14 protein-coding genes and 2 pseudogenes are annotated in these 17,427 nt (G+C 68.6%); 2 read left to right on the plus strand and 14 right to left on the minus strand.

The features are described 5' to 3' along the window. Positions 1 to 10 precede the first annotated feature (10 nt). From L0C25_RS10570 to L0C25_RS10615, 11 genes and pseudogenes are all read right to left on the minus strand, one after another. Positions 11 to 3,559: a ThuA domain-containing protein gene (locus L0C25_RS10570; protein WP_271636455.1), complete on the minus strand. Its 3,549-nt coding sequence runs from the start codon at positions 3,557 to 3,559 to the stop codon at positions 11 to 13. A 309-nt stretch (positions 3,560 to 3,868) separates the two neighbouring features. Continuing rightward, on the minus strand, positions 3,869 to 4,837 hold the full coding sequence (locus L0C25_RS10575) for a sugar phosphate isomerase/epimerase family protein (protein WP_271636456.1): 969 nt from the start codon (positions 4,835 to 4,837) through the stop codon (positions 3,869 to 3,871). 39 nt (positions 4,838 to 4,876) lie between these two features. Continuing rightward, positions 4,877 to 6,259 (minus strand): alkaline phosphatase family protein, encoded by a 1,383-nt coding sequence (locus tag L0C25_RS10580; protein ID WP_271636457.1) that lies wholly within the window; start codon positions 6,257 to 6,259, stop codon positions 4,877 to 4,879. After that, entirely contained in the window at positions 6,256 to 7,422 is a 1,167-nt protein-coding gene (gene eboE / locus L0C25_RS10585) for a metabolite traffic protein EboE (RefSeq protein WP_271636458.1), read from the minus strand. Before eboE ends, L0C25_RS10580 begins: the two co-directional genes overlap by 4 nt. Positions 7,423 to 7,428: 6 nt before the next feature. Further along, positions 7,429 to 8,301, minus strand: coding sequence for a TatD family hydrolase (locus L0C25_RS10590; RefSeq protein WP_271636459.1), 873 nt, complete (start codon positions 8,299 to 8,301; stop codon positions 7,429 to 7,431). Between the two features lie 9 nt (positions 8,302 to 8,310). Continuing rightward, on the minus strand, positions 8,311 to 9,039 hold the full coding sequence (locus L0C25_RS10595; RefSeq protein ID WP_271636460.1) for an EboA domain-containing protein: 729 nt from the start codon (positions 9,037 to 9,039) through the stop codon (positions 8,311 to 8,313). After that, positions 9,036 to 9,908, minus strand: coding sequence for a sugar phosphate isomerase/epimerase family protein (locus L0C25_RS10600; protein ID WP_271636461.1), 873 nt, complete (start codon positions 9,906 to 9,908; stop codon positions 9,036 to 9,038). The genes L0C25_RS10595 and L0C25_RS10600 overlap by 4 nt, the downstream gene beginning before the upstream one ends. Next, positions 9,905 to 10,771: an SCO3242 family prenyltransferase gene (locus L0C25_RS10605; protein ID WP_271636462.1), complete on the minus strand. Its 867-nt coding sequence runs from the start codon at positions 10,769 to 10,771 to the stop codon at positions 9,905 to 9,907. Before L0C25_RS10605 ends, L0C25_RS10600 begins: the two co-directional genes overlap by 4 nt. Next, positions 10,768 to 10,998: an inositol-3-phosphate synthase gene (locus L0C25_RS10610; protein WP_271636902.1), complete on the minus strand. Its 231-nt coding sequence runs from the start codon at positions 10,996 to 10,998 to the stop codon at positions 10,768 to 10,770. The genes L0C25_RS10605 and L0C25_RS10610 overlap by 4 nt, the downstream gene beginning before the upstream one ends. A gap of 24 nt (positions 10,999 to 11,022) precedes the next feature. Beyond that, positions 11,023 to 11,403 (minus strand): annotated as a pseudogene (locus L0C25_RS23980) (hypothetical protein); the annotation flags it as partial. Next, positions 11,313 to 11,924, minus strand: a pseudogene (locus L0C25_RS10615) (inositol-3-phosphate synthase); the annotation flags it as partial. The pseudogenes L0C25_RS23980 and L0C25_RS10615, both read right to left, overlap by 91 nt. Before the next feature lie 203 nt (positions 11,925 to 12,127). Here L0C25_RS10615 and L0C25_RS10620 point away from each other — a divergent pair. Beyond that, a complete protein-coding gene (locus L0C25_RS10620; RefSeq protein WP_271636463.1) occupies positions 12,128 to 12,604 on the plus strand; it encodes a MerR family transcriptional regulator in 477 nt (158 codons plus the stop codon). Between the two features lie 64 nt (positions 12,605 to 12,668). Further along, positions 12,669 to 13,613, plus strand: a complete 945-nt coding sequence (locus L0C25_RS10625; RefSeq protein WP_271636464.1) for an aldo/keto reductase — start codon at positions 12,669 to 12,671, stop codon at positions 13,611 to 13,613. A gap of 62 nt (positions 13,614 to 13,675) precedes the next feature. Here L0C25_RS10625 and L0C25_RS10630 read toward each other — a convergent pair whose 3' ends face one another. From L0C25_RS10630 to L0C25_RS10640, 3 genes are all read right to left on the minus strand, one after another. Further along, positions 13,676 to 14,701: a M28 family metallopeptidase gene (locus L0C25_RS10630; protein ID WP_271636465.1), complete on the minus strand. Its 1,026-nt coding sequence runs from the start codon at positions 14,699 to 14,701 to the stop codon at positions 13,676 to 13,678. 31 nt (positions 14,702 to 14,732) lie between these two features. Then, the gene (locus L0C25_RS10635) at positions 14,733 to 16,343 is read right to left on the minus strand and encodes a M4 family metallopeptidase (protein WP_271636466.1); all 1,611 of its coding nucleotides are present in this window, start codon (positions 16,341 to 16,343) and stop codon (positions 14,733 to 14,735) included. 118 nt (positions 16,344 to 16,461) lie between these two features. Next, positions 16,462 to 17,403 carry a LysR family transcriptional regulator gene (locus L0C25_RS10640; protein ID WP_271636467.1) on the minus strand — a complete coding sequence of 314 codons (942 nt, stop codon included), beginning with the start codon at positions 17,401 to 17,403 and terminating at the stop codon, positions 16,462 to 16,464. Positions 17,404 to 17,427 lie beyond the last annotated feature (24 nt).

Consider the following 17,427-nt stretch of genomic DNA (forward strand, 5'->3'; position numbering starts at 1 on the left):
CCACGCCGCGTCAGCGACGCTGCACCCGGATGTTGCGGAACTCGATCAGGTCGTTGTCGCTGTGGTTCTGCAGACCGACATAGCCGGATGCGAACTGACGGAGATCAGTCGGTGGGTCACCCTCGCGCGAGGACTCCTTGCCAGGAGCGTTGGTGAACCGGTTGATCACCACGCCGTTGCGGATGATCGTGTACTTCTGGCCGACGACGCGAATCTCGTAGTCGTTCCACACCTTCTTGTCCGTCGGCTGCGCGCCGTCGATGTCGATGGAGTCGAAGTTGTAGACGGATCCGGTCTTCTGTTGCTCGCCTTCATCGCTCTGGGGTCCGTCGAAGATCTGGATCTCCTGACCGCAGTAGATCGCCACCCATGCGGGTGAGTCCTTGGCCGAGCCGACCGTGCCGCAGCTACCCTCAGGTCGGTCTTCGACCGGCGTACGGATGTCGGGGAAGCGTACGAACACGCCGCTGTTGGCGCGGTAGCCCTCCGGCGCCATGTCTCGGAACTGCAGCCGAAGCGAGAAGTCACCGTACGGCTTGGTGTACCAGAGCATGCCCAGGCCACCGGACGAGCGGATGTTTCCTTGCTTCGTACGCGTGAATTTGCCACTGGGCGCCTGCTTCCAGCCCTTCAGCGACGCGGCCGTGCCGTCGAAGATGGGCGTGTACGGTGCGGCCTCGCCGACGTCGGACGAGGCAGCGGCGCGCTCGATCGCGTACTGCTCGTTGTCGTTGAGGGGACCGTCGTCGGCCATCCGCTGCGCCACGTCCTTGACGTACGTAACGAACGCATCGTGCGATCCCCACGTGCCTTCGTCGTCGATCACGTCGTTGACGGTGCACCCGCCACCGACGCTGTCATTGGCGACGCCGGTGTCGCTGCCGAGGAACCGAACGGTCGGCCGCGCATCCGGTGCCGGGCAGGAGACCTTGACCTCCTGCTCGACGGTCGCCTTCTCGCCGTCGGCGTACGTCACGGTCAGCTTCGCCGTGAACGAGCCGCCCTTGGTGTACGTGTGGGCGGGGCTCATCGCTTTCGACGTGGTGCCGTCGCCGAAGTTCCAGTTCCACTTGACGCCTCCGGCCTGCTGCCCGGAGAACTTGATGCGTGTCGGCGTGCCCTGCGACGTCGGCTTCGCCGTCACACCGGCCGCCTCGGACGAGGGTGCCTCTCCGGGTACGAGCCCAGCCTTGGTCGGCGCGGGCGTCGCCGGGCCACCGTGGTAGCTGATCCGGATCAGCTTCTGGTTCTCATGCAGGCTGAAGAAGCCGCCTCCGTAGTCGAGCATGTACAGCGCACCGTCGGAGCCGAACTTGGCGTCCATCCAGCTCATCAGCTGATCGTCGTCCGTGCCCGGGGGAATGATCGAGCGCAGATCCTCGGCGAACGCCGGCGGCCCTTGCTGCGGAACCGTGCCCGGATCCATCGTCGCCGCGATCCGGTTGTTCGCGTTGGACTGGTCGCCGATCAGCCACTTGTCCTCCCAGTACTTCGGCCACGAGACCTTACTGCCCTCGTCGACCTCGGACTGGTGGAACGTCGGACCCGACATCACTGCCTGGCCGCCGCCCTTGAGGTACGGCTCGGTGTACGTCTCGTCCTCGATCTTGTAGGTGGGGATGCCGTTCGGGCGCTTCGGGTACGTGACCCCGCCGCCCTGAGGTGAGTACCAGATCGAGTTGGTGCGCGCGTCCGGGATATCCGTGAGCCCGGTGTTGCGCGGCGACGTGTTCTTCAGGTTGTCGCAGTCGTACCAGCCGGCGGGCTTCGTCGCGTCCTCGTTGCTGCGGTCGCGGTACGGCTGCCGGTTGCCCATGCAGTACGGCCAGCCCTGGTTGCCCGCCGAGGTGATCACGGTCGCCGTCTCGTACTTCGCCGGACCCCACTTCGGGCTCGGTTCGGACGCATCGGGCCCGACCCAGCCGGCGGTCAACCAGTCCGTCTCGCTGTCGATCTGCAGCCGGGCGATGTTGCGTACGCCCATCACGTAGATCTCCGGGCGTGCCTTGTCGCCGCCGCCCTCGTCACCGGTGAACAGGTTGCCCGCAGGGACCGAGTACGTTCCGTCGTCCTCCGGGTGGATCCGGATGATCTTGCCGTTCAGGCTGTTGGTGTTGCCCGACGTACGACGGGCGTCCTGGAACGAGATGCCCTTGTAGTCCTCGGTCCAGTTGTTACCCGAGTAGCCGTCGGAGCCGCCGGAGGAGTTGTTGTCGCCCGAGCCGACGTACAGGTTGCCCTCGTCGTCGAACGCCATGCCGCCGCCCGCGTGACAGCAGCTGTGGATCTGAGCCGTCCAGTGCAGGAGATCCTTGCGGGTCGACTGGTCGATCGTGTTCTTCTCCGGGTCGTACGTGAACCTCGAGATCGTCCGCTCACCGGTCCGCTTGTCGCGGTCGATGGACTCGTGCGGCATCCAGTAGACGTACAGGTAGTTGTTCTCCGCGAAGTCGGGGTCGGCGACGATGCCGAGGAGGCCCTCCTCGTTCTTCACCAACTCGTCGCCACTGCCGCGGTTGCCCATCACGTCGAGCGTCGTGAGCAGCTTGACGTCGCCGGACTCCGGGTCGTACCGGTGGATGGTCCCGCAGCCGAGGCCGACGTCGGGGTTGTCCCACTCGACGATGGGTCCGCTCGGGCAGGCGGCCTTGCCGACGTAGAAGATGTCGCCGCCGGGCGCGACGGTCAGACCGTGCGGTTCGCCGATCTGGTCGAGCTCGCCCTCCTTGTTCTGCGCGGTGAGCTTCTCGACCTTGTAGTTCGAGGCGATCGTCGCCTGGCAGTCGCCGCGCACCATTCCGGACGTCCACTGGATCGCGCCGAGCAGGTGCTTGCGGAACTGGTCGTCGCCGTACGCGCCGGCGGTCGCGCCCATGCCGGTGTAGAACGAGCGGCCGCCCTGGTAGTCGCGGCACCAGGACATGGGATGGAACGGCCCGTTGCCCGAGTCGCCGGGCTGGTAGGTCCGCTCCTCGACCTGGGCGACGGTGTGCACCTTGCCGGTCGGGTTCTGCTCCCAGTTCGGCCAGCGTCCGGTGTGCTCGAACGTCAACGGCAGGTCGCGGGTGGCGGGATGCTGTCGATCGAGTACGTCGACCGTCGCCTGCTGCGCCTTGAACGGGCTGTCGGTCGGTCGGGCGCCGATCAGGCCCGTGAACCAGTCAGAGCCCGGCTTGACCTTGGCGGCGTCGTGGATGCCGAGGAAGCCGCCGCCGGCCCGGACGTACCTCTGCAGGTTCTTGGTCTGCGCAGCGTTGAGCTCGGAGCCCTCGCTGGCCAGGAACACGATCGAGCGGAACCGGCCGGGCGACGCGAACACCGCCGGGTCGATCGACACCTCGACCCGGAAGCCGTTCTCGGCTCCGAGTTCGCGGATCGTCTTGGTCGCGCGTTTGACCGCGTCGTCCTGCCGTGGCGCCGGGCCGTGGAACACCAGCACCTTCGGCTTGGCCGCGGGGGCCGCTGCCGCGGCCGTTGCGGGCTGATTGGCGGCGTTGGCCGGCGGCGGCGCGCTGGCGCCTGTCGGTGCCGTGAGGGACAACGCGATGGTGCCGACCACGGCCGCCGCCGTCGCGATTACGCGACGCGCAACGGGGAATCGTAGAGGGCGGGGGGAGTTCGACGGATCGGTACGCACGTGTGTCGTCCTTCCGGATGGTGGAAAGTTTTGCCTCCGCTTCGGATGTAACTTAGATCACTTCGTACGCCAAAGGCAATACTAAGATCTGCCTCTCGTCGTACTTTTGTCGGTTCGCCGACAGAAAGGGCGCGAGCGTTCGAGGCATAAATGCGCCGAGGTACGTCCTCCGGGCAATAGCGGGTGCGCTATCGGCAGGAGGACGTACCTCGGCGGCTGGTGGACGCGGGGTCAGAAGCGGACGGTACGCAGGTACTCGTAGCCGACCTCGGTCGTCTGACGCGGCGTTACGTTGGGCTCGTCGTTCTCCATGATGTACTCCTCGACCCGGTGGTTGTCGAAGATCCTGGGGAAGTCGAGGTTGCCGGTGCCGAGGTCGCACATCTTGCCGGTGTCGGGGTTGCGGTCCTTCACGTGGTACTGGCGCACCTTGAGCGGGGCGGCATTGATGTGCTCGTTGACGTAGCCCTCGATGTCGTCGCCGGCGTCACCGCTCTCGACGCCACCGGTCGCGATCCAGTACAGGTCGACCTCGAGGTGGACGAGCACCGGATCGAGCTCGGCCATGAAGATGTCCCACGGCCGCTCGCCATTGCTCAGCGGCAGGAACTCGTGCGAGTGGTTGTGGTAGCCGTACCGCAGTCCCGCACGCCGTGCGGCCGCCGCCTCGCTGTTCATGTGCCAGGCGAACTGCTTCCACTCATCGGGATTGTCCGAGTTCAGGTACGGGACCACGAGGTAGTCCTGTCCCATCGTGTTGGCGTTCTCCAGCTTCACTTCGAGCTCGTCGCGCGTTGCTGAAAGACCGTCGTGGCTCGAGGTCGTGTGCACCCCGACCCGATTGTGGAAACGCCGCAGCTCCTTCGCCGTCCGGCCGTAGTAGCCGGCCTGCTCGACCCGGCGGTATCCGGCGTCGGCGACGTACCGCAGTGACTTGTCGTAGTTCTTCTCGAGGTCGGCGCGGATCGAGTACAGCTGGATGCTGATCAGGCCGGGAGGTACGCGCCGGTGCCCCTTGCGTGCCCTGTCGGCTGCCGGCTCGGCGGACGCGGGACCCGCCGAGGCGAATCCGAATGCGCCGACGGCGGCCGTGCCGAGTGCGCCTGCGAGTAGGCCGCGCCGTCCGATGCCGGTTCGTTCCTTGGCCGCGTCGAGCGCGGCATGACCGTCGTATCCGTAACACATGCGGGTTCCCTCCATGGGTGTGCTGCTAGGTCGAGTTGCTGTAGGTGTTGTCGGTCAGGCTTCTTCCGGGCTTGGAACTCCCGCCATCTCCAGGAGCAGGTCGCGGACCTGCGTCGCACCGATCCGCGTACGTGACGTCCCGGCGTCGTTGCACAGCAGCATCGGGCCGTTGTCGTCGTCCGCCGGCAGGCGTCCGTGCGTACCGCGCACCGGCGCCGGGTCGAGCGGGACGACCTTCATCGCGTATCGAAGGCCCGCCTTCTTCCGGGCCAGCGTCAGGGCCGCCTTCGCCTTCACCGCACGGTCGTCGGGGTCGAAGAACAGCTCGGCCGGGTCGTATCCCGGCTTGCGATGGATCTCGACCCCGCGCGCGAAGTCGGGTGCGCGAGAGTCGTCGTACCAGTAGTAGTACGTGAACCACGCCGTTGGATCGGCGACGAGGACGAGGTCACCCGCCCGCTCATGGTCGAGCTCGTACGATGCCTGCTGCGCGCGATCGAGCACGAGGTCGACGCCGCCGAGCTCCTCACACAGCTTCTGCACACGGGTCAGGTCGGCAGGATCGTTGACGTAGACGTGCGCCACCTGGTGGTCGGCGACCGCGAAGGCGCGAGACGCCCACGGGTCGAGGTACTCCATACCGTCTTGGGTGTAGACCTCGAGCAGCCCCTCACGTCGCAGCATCCGGTTCACGTCGACCGGGCGGTCGGCGTTCGTGATGCCGTACTCCGAGAGGACGACCGTGGTAGCTCCGAGCGCATCGGCGTCGTCGAGCAGCGGAGTGATCGCGGCGTCCACGTCGCGAGCGGCGGCCCGGGCCTGGGCCGAGTCGGGACCGTACCGCTGCAGGTCGTAGTCCAGGTGCGGAATGTAGGTGAGCGTCAGGTCCGCCCGCGGCAGCAGCCGACGGGCGGCGCCGACGATCCACTCGCTGGAGCGGATCGTCGCGGTCGGACCCCAGTACTGGAACAGCGGGAACTCACCCAGTGCCCCGGTCAGCTCGTCGTGCAGCTCCGGCGGCCGGGTGTAGCAGTCGGGCGCCTTCTTGCCGTCGGCGTAGTAGATCGGGCGCGGCGTGACCGTCCAGTCCGTCGTCGCGCCCATCGCGTACCACCAGCAGACGTTGGCGACTCGGTATCCGGGCCGATGACGTCGGATGGTCTCCCACACCTTCTCGCCTTGAACCAGGCGGTTGTGCTGTCGCCAGAGGAAGATCTCGCCGAGGTCGCGGAAGTACCAGCCGTTGCCGACGGCGCCATGATCACGCGGTGGCGTGCCGGTCAGGATCGTCGATTGCACCGAGCACGTCACGGCCGGGAGCACGGTGTCCATCGGCGCCTGCCAGCCGTCGCCGGCGAGGCGGCGTAACCGCGGCATGTGCTCCAGCAGCCGTGGCGTCAGGCCGACCAGATCGATCACCAGCAGCTTTCCACTCATGCGGCTTCCTCCAATCCGAGCGCGATCAGCGCATCGCGTACGTGGGCGAGCTCGGCGGCGAGCCCGCGGGCAAGGGCGTCCGGACCATCTCCGGCGCCGGGGAGGACCGACCAGGTGTACGTCTCGACCTCGAGGTGGTCGACACGTGCCTGGGGTCCGCCGAGCAGCGAATCCAGCGACCGATGCAGCTCGTCGCGGGTGCTGCGCAGGGGCGCCTCCGGGTCGGCATGTACCGGTACGTGGAAATGCACTCGCCAGGGCGAACCCGTGTGCAGCGGGCGATGGCCGTCCAGCGCGTCCGGAAGGTCGTCGCGGGTCGCGAGGCGGTTGCGGCCCGGGCTGCGTACCTGGTGCAGGAAGCGGTCCTCCGCATACCGGTGCAGTACGTCGCGGGTCGCGGCGTCGGCCGGGTCGTCCACGTGGAGCGCCGCCGCCGGCTGGGTCTTGACGACCGGGAGCCCGGCGCGGTCGAGCTTGGCCAGGGTCTCCTCCATGTCCTCGAACCCGACCGCGAGGTGGCAGAGGTCGAGGCAGACGCCGATCCGGGTCCGGTCGACGTCACCGAGGCGCTCGACGGCGTCGGCGATGGTCTCGACGGCGCAGCCCGGCTCGGGCTCGAGACCGACCCGGATCGAGCGACCGGTGTCTGCCTCGAGCTTGTCGAGTGCCTCGGCGAGCTCGTTCAGATGTGCCATTGCGGCGGCCTGCCGATCGCCTAGCCACGGTGCATGCCAGCCGAGCGGAAGTGACGAGATGCTGCCCCGGGCGACGTCATCGGGCAGGAGGTTCGCGAGGACCGTCGCGGCCGCGACGGTGTAGTCGAGCCGGGCTCGTTCGTTCCAGGCCGGGTGGTAGACGTTCTTCTTCACCACCGAGCCCTGGAAGTCGGCGTACGGGAACGCGTTCAGCGTCACGATCTCAACGCCGCCCGACGCCAGGCGATCGCGCAGCCGGCGTACGTCGGCCGGCGAGGAGGCGAGCCGATGCGCCGCCTCGGCGGGGAGCCACATGCCGAGCCCGATCCGCGGAGCGTCAAGGAGCGTGCGGAGTCGAGATCCGTACTGGACCGCCTGCTCGGCGATACCGTCGACATCCTCTGCAGGCAAGACGTTCGTGCCGTACGCGAGGTGCACGAGGGTGCCATCTCGATGCCTGAACCGCATCTCTGATCACCCCTCCGGCCGGGCGCCGCGAAGGATCGAGTTGCCCTCGTACGTCGCGCCGGCGTCGGTGTGGGCGTCGCCGTCGTCAGGAAGCAGGAGTCGTCCGCTCTGCCCGAAGAACTCGACCGGGTTCTGCCAGAGCACCCGGTCGACATCGGCATCGGTATAGCCCGCGTCGAGCATCGCCGCACCGGTCTTCGCGGTCTTCAACGGATCACTGCGTCCCCAGTCGGCGGCGGAGTTGACCAGTACGCGGTCGAGCCCCCGATCCTGCAGGATGCGCACCATCCGGTGCTCGTCCATCTTGGTGTCGGGGTAGATGGAGAATCCCATCCAGCAGCCCGTGTCGGCGACGAGGCCGACGGTCACCTCGTTCAGGTGGTCGACGAGCACGTGACCCGGCGGTATGCCTGACTCCTCGACGAGGTCGAGCGTGCGCTGCGTGCCCGCCTCCTTGTCTCGGTGAGGGGTGTGCACGAGCACCGGCAGCTCGAACTCCGCAGCGAGCGCCAGCTGTCGAGAGAACGCCTTCTCCTCCGCCGTGGTCATCGAGTCGAAGCCCACCTCGCCGACCGCGACGACGCCGTCCTTTGCGAGGTAGCGCGGCAGCACGTCGAGGACGTCGAGGCACCGTGGATCGTTTGCCTCCTTGGGATTCAACGCGATCGTGCAATGGTGCGCGATGCCGAACTGCGAGGCACGGAAGCGTTCCCAGCCGACGAGGCCATCGAAGTAGTCACAGAAGGACTCGACGCTCGTCCGCGGTTGGCCGAGCCAGAACGCCGGCTCCACGAGTGCGCGTACGCCGGCTGCGTACATCGCCTCGTAGTCGTTGGTCGTACGTGAGGTCATATGGATATGCGGGTCGAAGATGCGCATCGGATCAGGTCAGTCCTTCGGGGTCGTCGGTCGGCTGGCGAGCAGGCGGCGGGCCGCGTCGCTGCGATCGTCATGTGGGGATGCCAGCTCGGTATCGAGATCGATCAGCGCGACGGCCTCGGGAAAGCGGTCGAGAACGAGCCAGACGTCCGCTGGTACGTCGCGGCCCGCGGCAACGCGCTCGTGTGCGTACCGCGCGACCATCTCGGCGAGCGACCGATCGGCGCGTACGCGGAGATCGGCGACCGAGGTCAGAGCCACACCGACGAACAGACACTTGAGTACGCCCTGGCGCCAGGTGTCGGCGTCGAGCCGTGCGGCCGGTGGGCCCATCGCGGCGGCGACCAGCCGCGTGTCGTTCGTGCGGAGCGCGTCCTCGAGTACGTCGGGTGCCGCGGCGGAGTCGACGACGCCGAGCCCGAGCAGTACGGCGCGCTTCTCGTCGCTGTCGCCGAACCGGTAGAGCGCGGCGACCTCTGCGCCACCTCGCGTGGCCGGCAGTGCGCCGACGGCCGCTCGCAACAGTGCGACCCGCACGGCGTCCTCGGCGAGCACCACCTCGCCGTGATCGTCGCGCAGGCCGATGTCGCCCCGTGTCGTACGCCGCGCCGCGGCCGGGAAGTATCGCCCGACCGTTTCGGGTGCTTCCTCGATGCGGCGAAGCATGTCGTCGAGTGCGGCAGCCGCGTCCGGCGGTAGCGCGGCTCGCACGTCGACGGGGGTCGTTGGTGCACTCATCCGGCTTCCTCTCTGTCGGCCGCGGCCTTGCCCACCCGTGCGAGTGACGCCCGCAGCGCGTCCATCGCGGACCGTGCGACCACGGGCGCCGCGTGGGAGTGCCGGGGCAGCTCTACCGATGCAAGCCCTGCGTAGCCCGTGGCGACCAGTGCCCCGAGCACGCCGTCGAGATCGAGATCACCGGTGCCGAGCTCGAGATGCTCGTGTACGTCGCGCACCATGTCGTCGACCTGCACGTTGCCGATCAGCCCGCCTGCCTTGGCGATCGTGTCTGCCGGTGTGGTGGGCTCATTGCACACGAGGTGGCCGAGATCGACGGTCAACCGCAAATGCTCGGGCGCACCCAGGCGCTCGCGCAAGGCCAGCGCGTCGTCGACGGTCGCGACGAACATCCCGGGCTCGGGTTCGAAGCAGCAGGTCACGCCGAGTCGCGCCGCGTCGTCGAGCACCGGGCCGAGCCCATCGGTCACCCGGCGCCACGCCTCATCGTCGCCGACGGCATCGGGAAGGGTGCCCGACCAGCACGACATGGCGTCTGCGTCGAGCTCGTACGCGATCCGTACGGCGCGGCGGAGCAGGTCGACGCGGCGTTCGCGCCCCTCGTCACTGACCAGGGTCGGCTCGTGCTTGCGCCACGGATCGAGGACGTACCGCGATCCGGTCTCGATGACGCATGCCAGCCCGAACGTGTCGAGCATGCGGCCCGCGTACGCGACCTGGTCGGTGACGTCGTCGGCGAACGGATCGAGATGCGGTTGGTCAAGCGTCAGCGCGACGCCTTCGTAGCCCAGCCCGGCGATGACCGCACACGCATCACCCAGGCGGTGACCCGCGAACCCGTTCGTGCCGTAGCCGAGCCGAAGGGTCATGTCGTACTCATCCGACGGGATGCGTACCTGACCAGCGGGCCGCCGGCGAGCACCGTTGCCGCCGCGCCGAGGCGTCCGCGGCGCGCGAGCCAGGATGCCTGTAGGAGTGGGAATCCGGCGATCCCGCGACCGGTCGCGTCGCGCACGGTGGCCGCGGAGGGATCGGCGATGGTGCGCGACTGGGCGCGGCCGACGACCACGCCGTACGCGGTCGACAGCGCCGCTGACACGAGTCGGTCACGCCGCCGAGCACGGCGATCCGTCAGCGCGCGCACGACTCCCGCGGTGGCGATGGCGGCGGTCGCGGCGGTGACCGTGCCCGCGCGGGACGGGTCGGTGCCGTGCACCTCGTCGCGGCTCAGGGTCGTGACTGCGACAGTGTGTGCCGCCACCGAGGTGGCGGGCTCCCAGGCGCGTACAGGTGCCGCGCACGCGCCGAGCAGCACGTCGAGTCCGCGGTTCGATGCCATCACGACCGGTCCCGCCGGACTCTGCTTGGCGATCGTGTCGTACGCCCAGACCAGCGCCGCGAGGGGCAGGCTGACCCGCAGGGCCGCCCGGCCGCCGGCAACCGCGGACGCGGAGATGCCGGCAAGCCCGAGCACACCGGCAGTGGTGATCGCGGTACGCGGGCTGATCCGGCCGGAAGGGATGGGGCGCTCCGGTCGCTCGACGGCGTCGAGATCGCGATCCGCCCAGTCGTTCAGGGCCATTCCCGCCCAGTACAGGCACGCCGAGGCGATCGGCATCGCGGCGCTGTATCGCGCCGACGCGCCCGCGTACGCAGCGCCGGTCAGTGCGTCTCCTGGAACCGTCAGCGCGGCGGGGAGGCGGACCAGCTCGGCGAGGTCGCGTCCGTTCACGGGGCGACCCGCTCGCCGCAGTCGTGCGTCCACGTACGGAGGGCGTCCCACTGCTCCGCGAGCCGATGTTCATCGGAGGCGAGCGGCGCCTTGAAGAAGAAGCCGAGCGCGGGCAGCGGACCGGAGTCGCCGAGCGCATGCGCGCGAGCGACCAGGCGTACGAGATCGAGCACGAGCGGAGCGGCGAGCGCGGAGTCGCAACCCTGCCAGGTGAACTGCATCGTCATCCGGGCGCCGAGGAACCCGTCGAAACGGATGTGATCCCAGGCCGTCTTCCAGTCACCGAGGTCGGCGACGTAGTCGATGTGCATCGGGCCGTCGACCGGACGACCGACCATGGCGTCGAGACCCTCCTGCTTCGTGCCGGTCTTGCTGGCCGCGGCGGTCGGATCGGCCAGCGTCTCGCCGTCGCCTCCCCGAGCAGGTTGACCGACGTCCAGGATCGGATCGGTAGGGCGCGAGACGCGAACATCGGCGCGAGTACCGACTTCACCAGCGTCTCGCCGGTCTTGCCGTCCCTCCCGGCGTACGGCAGCCCGTTGCGTTCGGCGAGCTCGCGCAGCGCGGGAACCTCGATGCCGGGGCTCGGCGTGAAGCCGACGTACGAACAGCCGGCCAGCAGGGCGGCGCACGCGTACAGCGAGCTCGGTGCCAGCGGCGAGCGACCCGCTTCCCATGCGGCCTGCAGGGCGGCCCAGCTGGCGACGTCCGCGTCGTCGTCTCGAGGGGGTTCGGTGCTGGAGACGTCGACGACGACAGTACGCGCGACGCCGGACCGGCGGGCGAAGTCGGTGATGTCGGCCGCGAGCTGCTCGACGGCCGCGGCCTGGTCGGTCGTCGTTCGGGTGCCGGGCCGGATGCGGTCGTCGGCGTCGGCGAGGCCATCGGCGACCGCGGCGACGAGCGCGTGCGGCGCGACTCCGCCGGCGACCAGCTGCTCGGCGCGCTTGCCGATCGGGATCTCACTGACGTCGTGGCCGCCGGTCACGAGGTTCTCGTAGCGAGGTAGGCCGCGCGAGTCGATCTCCGGAAGTGTCGTCACGCAGCCGATCGACTCCACGAGCCGCGCCGCGAGCGCCTGTGCCCCGAGTGTCGCGGTCGTGGCGAGCGAACCGCGCGCCCCCACGAACCAGATACCGACCTTCTCGTCCATGTGCCGCCCACCGATCGTGAGGATGCGTTGCTGGAACGCCGGATATGCGGCAACGTAACCCACGTCACGCGCCAGTTTCAACGGCTGGTGCGCATCTTTTGCTGGTCCGGTGAAAAAAGGACGGTTGCGTACGAGGCGGGCGGCTCAGCGATGACGACTCCGGGCTTGCGTTAGAGCGCGCTCTAACCCGTACGGTCGAATACATGACGAGCACGGTGCAGGAACTACGGGACGTCTTGGACACGACACCGGTCGCGGACCTTCCTCCGGTGACCGAGCTGCTCTGCAGCAGCACACTTTCCGAGTCGGTCGAGGGGCCGTTGAGTATCGCGGAGGTCTCCGAGCTGATCGGGGTCAGCACGTACACGCTGCGCTACTACGAGCGCATCGGCATGGTCGGTGTCGAGCGCGACGCGTCCGGGTATCGGCAGTACGACCGGGACTCGATCGGTCGGCTCATGTTCATCACTCGGCTGCGGCTCTCCGATATGCCGATCCGGGACATCCAGCGCTACATCGCGCTCGTCGAGGAGGGCGATCGCACGATCCCCGAACGCCGCGAACTGCTCGAGAGTCATCGCGAGTCGATCCGTGGCCAGCTCGGCGACCTGCAGGTCGCACTCGCGGTCGTCGACTACAAGATCGCGACGTACGGCGGCGAACTGGCCGACACGGCCTAGCCGCAAACCGACAGAACAACACCGCCAAACCCGGGCGAAGCACGCCCGAAAACAGGAGACAGCTATGCCATCAGACACCTTTCCTACCCGTCGCATCGGCGAGCTCGAGGTATCCGCGCTCGGCCTCGGCTGCATGGGGATGAGCTTCGCGTACGGGGCCACCGACCGAGCAGAGTCACTGGCGACGATCAACCGCGCGCTGGACGCCGGCGTCCGTTTCCTCGACACCGCCGAGATGTACGGGAACGGCCACAACGAGGAGCTCCTCCGCGAGGTGCTCGCTACTCGTCGCGACGACGCGGTGGTGGCGACGAAGTTCGGCATTCGCACCGATCCGGAGACGTCGATGCCGGCCGGCAACGACGGATCGCCCGAGAACGCTCGCCGCGCGGTCGACGGGTCCCTGTCGCGGCTCGGCATCGACACGATCGACCTGTACTACCTGCACCGGGTCGACCCGGACGTCCCCATCGAGGAGACCGTCGGTGCGATGGGCGAGCTGGTCGCTGCCGGAAAGGTACGTGCGCTCGGCCTGTCCGAGGCGTCGGCGGAGACGCTGCGCCGCGCCAGTGCGGTTCACCCGATCGCGGCGCTGCAGAGCGAGTGGTCGGTGTTCAGCCGCGATATCGAGCGTGACGTTCTACCGACGGCGCGCGGACTCGGCATCGCGCTCGTCCCTTACAGCCCGCTCGGGCGCGGGCTGCTGACCGGTGCGGCGGCGGCGTACGCGAACCTGGCCGACGACGACTTCCGACGTACGCTGCCGCGCTGGCAGGCGGAGAACCTCGACGCCAACCTCGCGCTCGTGCGGCGCATCCGCGAGATCGCGACCGACCTCGGTGCGACGGCCTCGCAGGTCGCACTCGCCTGGCTGCTCGCAGGGCAACGACGGCGTGCCGATCCCGGGCACCAAGCGGCGTACGTACCTCGAGGAGAACATCGGCGCCGTGCGGGTCGACCTACCGGCCGACGCCGTCGCGGAGCTGTCCGCGATGGAGCCGGCCGGTGATCGCTACCCGGAGATGAGCTGGGTGGCGGGCGAGAGCGCCCGCGCCAGCTGATCGGACGCGTCTACGCGGCGTCGTCGAGCGTCTCGGGAGCGGTCAGGGACCACACGGTGTACGACATGGCGTCCGACATGTTGTCGAGCATCGTCGGGTCGATGTTCGCGGTCGTATCGCATTCGGAGTGGTAGCACGGGTCGTACGGCTCGCCGGCCGTACCGCCCCAGAGCTGCGCCTCCTCCTCGGTCTTCGTGCCCTCGGCACCGGTGAAGAGGCCGCCGATCGGTACGCCCGCATCCTCGAACGCCGCGTGGTCGCTGCGACCGCCGACGGTTGTCGGAGCCGTCTGGATGTCGCGGGTGGCGAGGAACTCGTTGAACGTGCCTTCGACCGCGTCGTCGCCGTCGTACACGAAGTAGCCGCCGTTCGGCGAGCCGATCATGTCGAAGTTCAGGTACACGTCGATGCGGTCGAGCTCGGCGGCGTCGAGTGAGTCGACGTAGTGCGAGGAGCCGAGCAGGCCCTGCTCCTCGGCGCCCCACCACGCGAAGCGCACCGTGACGCTGGGATTCGGGTTCGCCTCGGCGAACGCGAGTGCGGTCGCGAGCTCGCCCGCCGACCCGGACCCGTTGTCGTTGATGCCGGCGCCCGCGTCGACGCTGTCGAGGTGCCCGCCGAGCATCACCACGCGCGACGGGTCTGCACCCGCGAGCTCGGCGGTGATGTTGTACGACTCGCCGCCGAAGGTGTCGAACGGCTGCTCGGTGACCGTGTAGCCCGCGGTCTCGAGCTGTTCGGTGACGTAGTCGACGGACGCGCGGTAGCCGGTCGTACCCGTCGCCCGGTTTCCGCCGTTCTCGTCGGCGATCTGCTGGAGGGCGTCGAGATGGGCCTGTACGGCGGCGACGTCGATGTCGGGTGCGGCGAGGGTGGCCGGATCGTCGGGGGCGGCGGCCGTCGGCGCGGCCAGGGTGCTCGCGGCGGCAACGGTTGCGGCGGCTGCGATGGCGATACGTACGTTCATGGTGTCGTCCTCTCGATGGCGGTCGGCCGCGACCCGGGAGGCGATTCCCGAGCCGCGGCCGACGTTCATGTGCACCGAAGGTGCGATAGGTGGGGGCCGATCAGCCGACCGACACCGCGGTCCACGCGGCCTCGACCGCCTGCACCTCGGCACTCCCCTCGCCGTACAGGTCGGTTGCGGCCTGGACGGTGTGCTCGCGCGCGTCGGCGTACGTCTCGGTGCTGACCATGTACTCGCTCAGCGCCTTGAACCAGATCGCGGCGGCGGCCTCATTGCCGATGCCGGTGACGGTGGAGCCGTCGCACGTCGGGCTGTTGCCGAACTCGCTCTCCCCGCTGCCGTTGGCGAGCAGGTAGAAGAAGTGGTTACCGACACCCGAGGAGTAGTGCGGATCCGATGCCGGGACCTCTTCGCTCCAGCAGTCGAACGACCCGCCGTCCTTGCTCGGCTCGTCCATGTAGCGCAGCGGCGTGCCGTCGCCGTTGATGTCGATCATCTCGCCGATCGTGAAGTCCGGCGTATCGCTTGCGTTGTTCGCGTAGAACTCGACCATCGTGCCGAAGATGTCGCTGGTGGCCTCGTTGAGCCCGCCGGCATCGCCTGAGTACTCCAGGCCGGCCGTGTGCTCGTTGACGCCGTGCGACATCTCGTGCCCGGCAACGTCCAGCTCGACCAGCGGCGCGGCGTCGCCGGCCCCGTCGCCGTACGTCATCTGGCTACCGTCCCAGAACGCGTTGACGTACCCGGTGCCGTAGTGAACGCGCGACGGTACGCCCGTTCCGTCGCCGAAGATGCCGTCGCGGCCGTGCGTCTCCTTGAAGTAGTCGAACGTCGTGGCGGCACCGAAGTGCGCGTCGACGCCTGCGGAGGCGCGATCGGCGTTCGTACCGTCGCCCCACGCGTTGTCGTCGTCGACGAACGTGTCGCAGGAGAACTCCGTGTTGTTCATATCGCAGGTCTCACCGTTGCCGTGCGACGGATCGATCATCTCGAACCCGCTGGCGCCCGACGTCGTGTCGATCTCGACGTCGCCGACGAAGATCCCCGAGCCGGTGCCCGCCTCGGCGGCCTCGGACCCGTCGGCCTGGCCCGGTCCTGCGTCGGCCTTCTGGCCCACTCGGATCGGGGTCATGATGGCCTCGTCCGCGCTGCGTACCTTGCCGGTACGCGCGTCGGTCACGACGCTCTGCCGGCTCGGTGTCTGACCGTCGGCCTGCACGCCGTGCACGACCGTCTGCCAGGCGAGCACTGGTCGACCATCGCGGGCGTCGACGACGAGCCTCGGCTCGCCGACTCGGCGCACAGTCGCCGATGTCGCACCCTCACGCGCCTGTGTGCGAGCGGCGCTCTTCGCGACACCGGGGGCGTTGTTAACGCGAATCGCGCGGTCCTGTGCGACGGAGACGTTGTCGGTCCGGCCGTTCTCGGTGACGTGCACGACGAAGTCGCCGCCGAGCACGGGCAGGCCACGGTACGTGCGTTCGTACCTGACGGCGGCGCCGTCCTTCGAGGTGACCTTGTCGACGACGCGGTACGCGTCGCCACGTGTGCCGAGCACATCCGTACGGTTCTCTTTGACGAACTGCCGGGCGACTGCTTGTGGGTTGTCGTCCGGGGCGTTGCCGACGGCCGCTGCCCCGCTCAGCGGCGCCATGGCACCCAGTCCGGCCGCGAGTACGGTGCTGCTCGCGACGGCGATGACCTTCCTCATGAGGGTTCCTCTCGGTAGGGGTACGTAGACCATTCCCGGGTTAACAGCGGTTCACTCATGCCAACCGGCCATGCCTTCGGTGGCATGGCCGGATGCGAGCGACTCCTGACGGGCGCGGTCAGTCGCCCTCGTGCCGCTCCGCCCACGCGGTGTAGATCGGCTGGTTCGAGAGTGCGTCCGCGAGCGCGTCGCCGACGAACCGGGCCAGCTTGTCGAGACTCGTCACCAACGGGTTGTGCCGCTCGGCGATGAGCAGCTGGCGTACCCGGATCGGGGAGTCGACGAGCGGCTTCAGGACGGCGCCCGAGCACCGGTTGGTCGGTACGCTCGGCGCGATCGCCTCACCGGCGCGGATCAGCTCGACGCCGAGTCCGTCGCTCAGGTAGTGCACGATCTTCGGCGTGAACCCGGCATCGGCACACACCTGGGTCATGCACTCGGTCTCCCGGTCGACGTCGAGCGGCGAGAGCAACCAGTTCTCGTCCGCGAGATCGGCCAGCGCGACCTCCGTGCGGGCCGCGAGCGGATGCGTCTCGGGGATCAGTACGAACGCGGGCTGGGAGCAGATCTCCGTGGACAGGATCCGCGGGTCGAGCGGAATCTCGTACCCGACGAACTCGTGGATCACCGCGACGTCGAGGCGGTTTCCCGCGACCAGGTCGATCAGTCCGCCGATCCGTGACTCGCTGTTGGTCACGATCTCCGCATTCGGAACGGTCGCGCGAAGGCCGTTCATCAGCCCGAGCATCGCCTGGCCGTACCGCACGCCGATGCGAACCTGTGCCGGCGCGGTGGCTGTGGCGGTGGCGACATCGGTCTGCAGGGAGTCGAGCACGGACAGCACGGCGTTAGCCCGTCCGACCACGAGTCGACCCAGCGTCGTGGGTTCGACACCGTCGCGCGAGCGTACGAACAACTCGCCACCGAGGCCCTCCTCGACGCGCCGGAGCTGCCGGGTCAGGGCAGGCTGCGTCGAGCCGAGGGCCGTTGCGGCGGACGTGATGCTCCCTGCGTCGGCGATCGACTTCACCAGCCGAAGATGTCTGGCCTCGATCTCCACCCGATGAGTTTAAGCGCTGCACAC

The sequence above is a fragment of the Solicola gregarius genome, assembly GCF_025790165.1.
GTDB classification, from domain to species: Bacteria; Actinomycetota; Actinomycetes; order Propionibacteriales; family Nocardioidaceae; genus Solicola; species Solicola gregarius.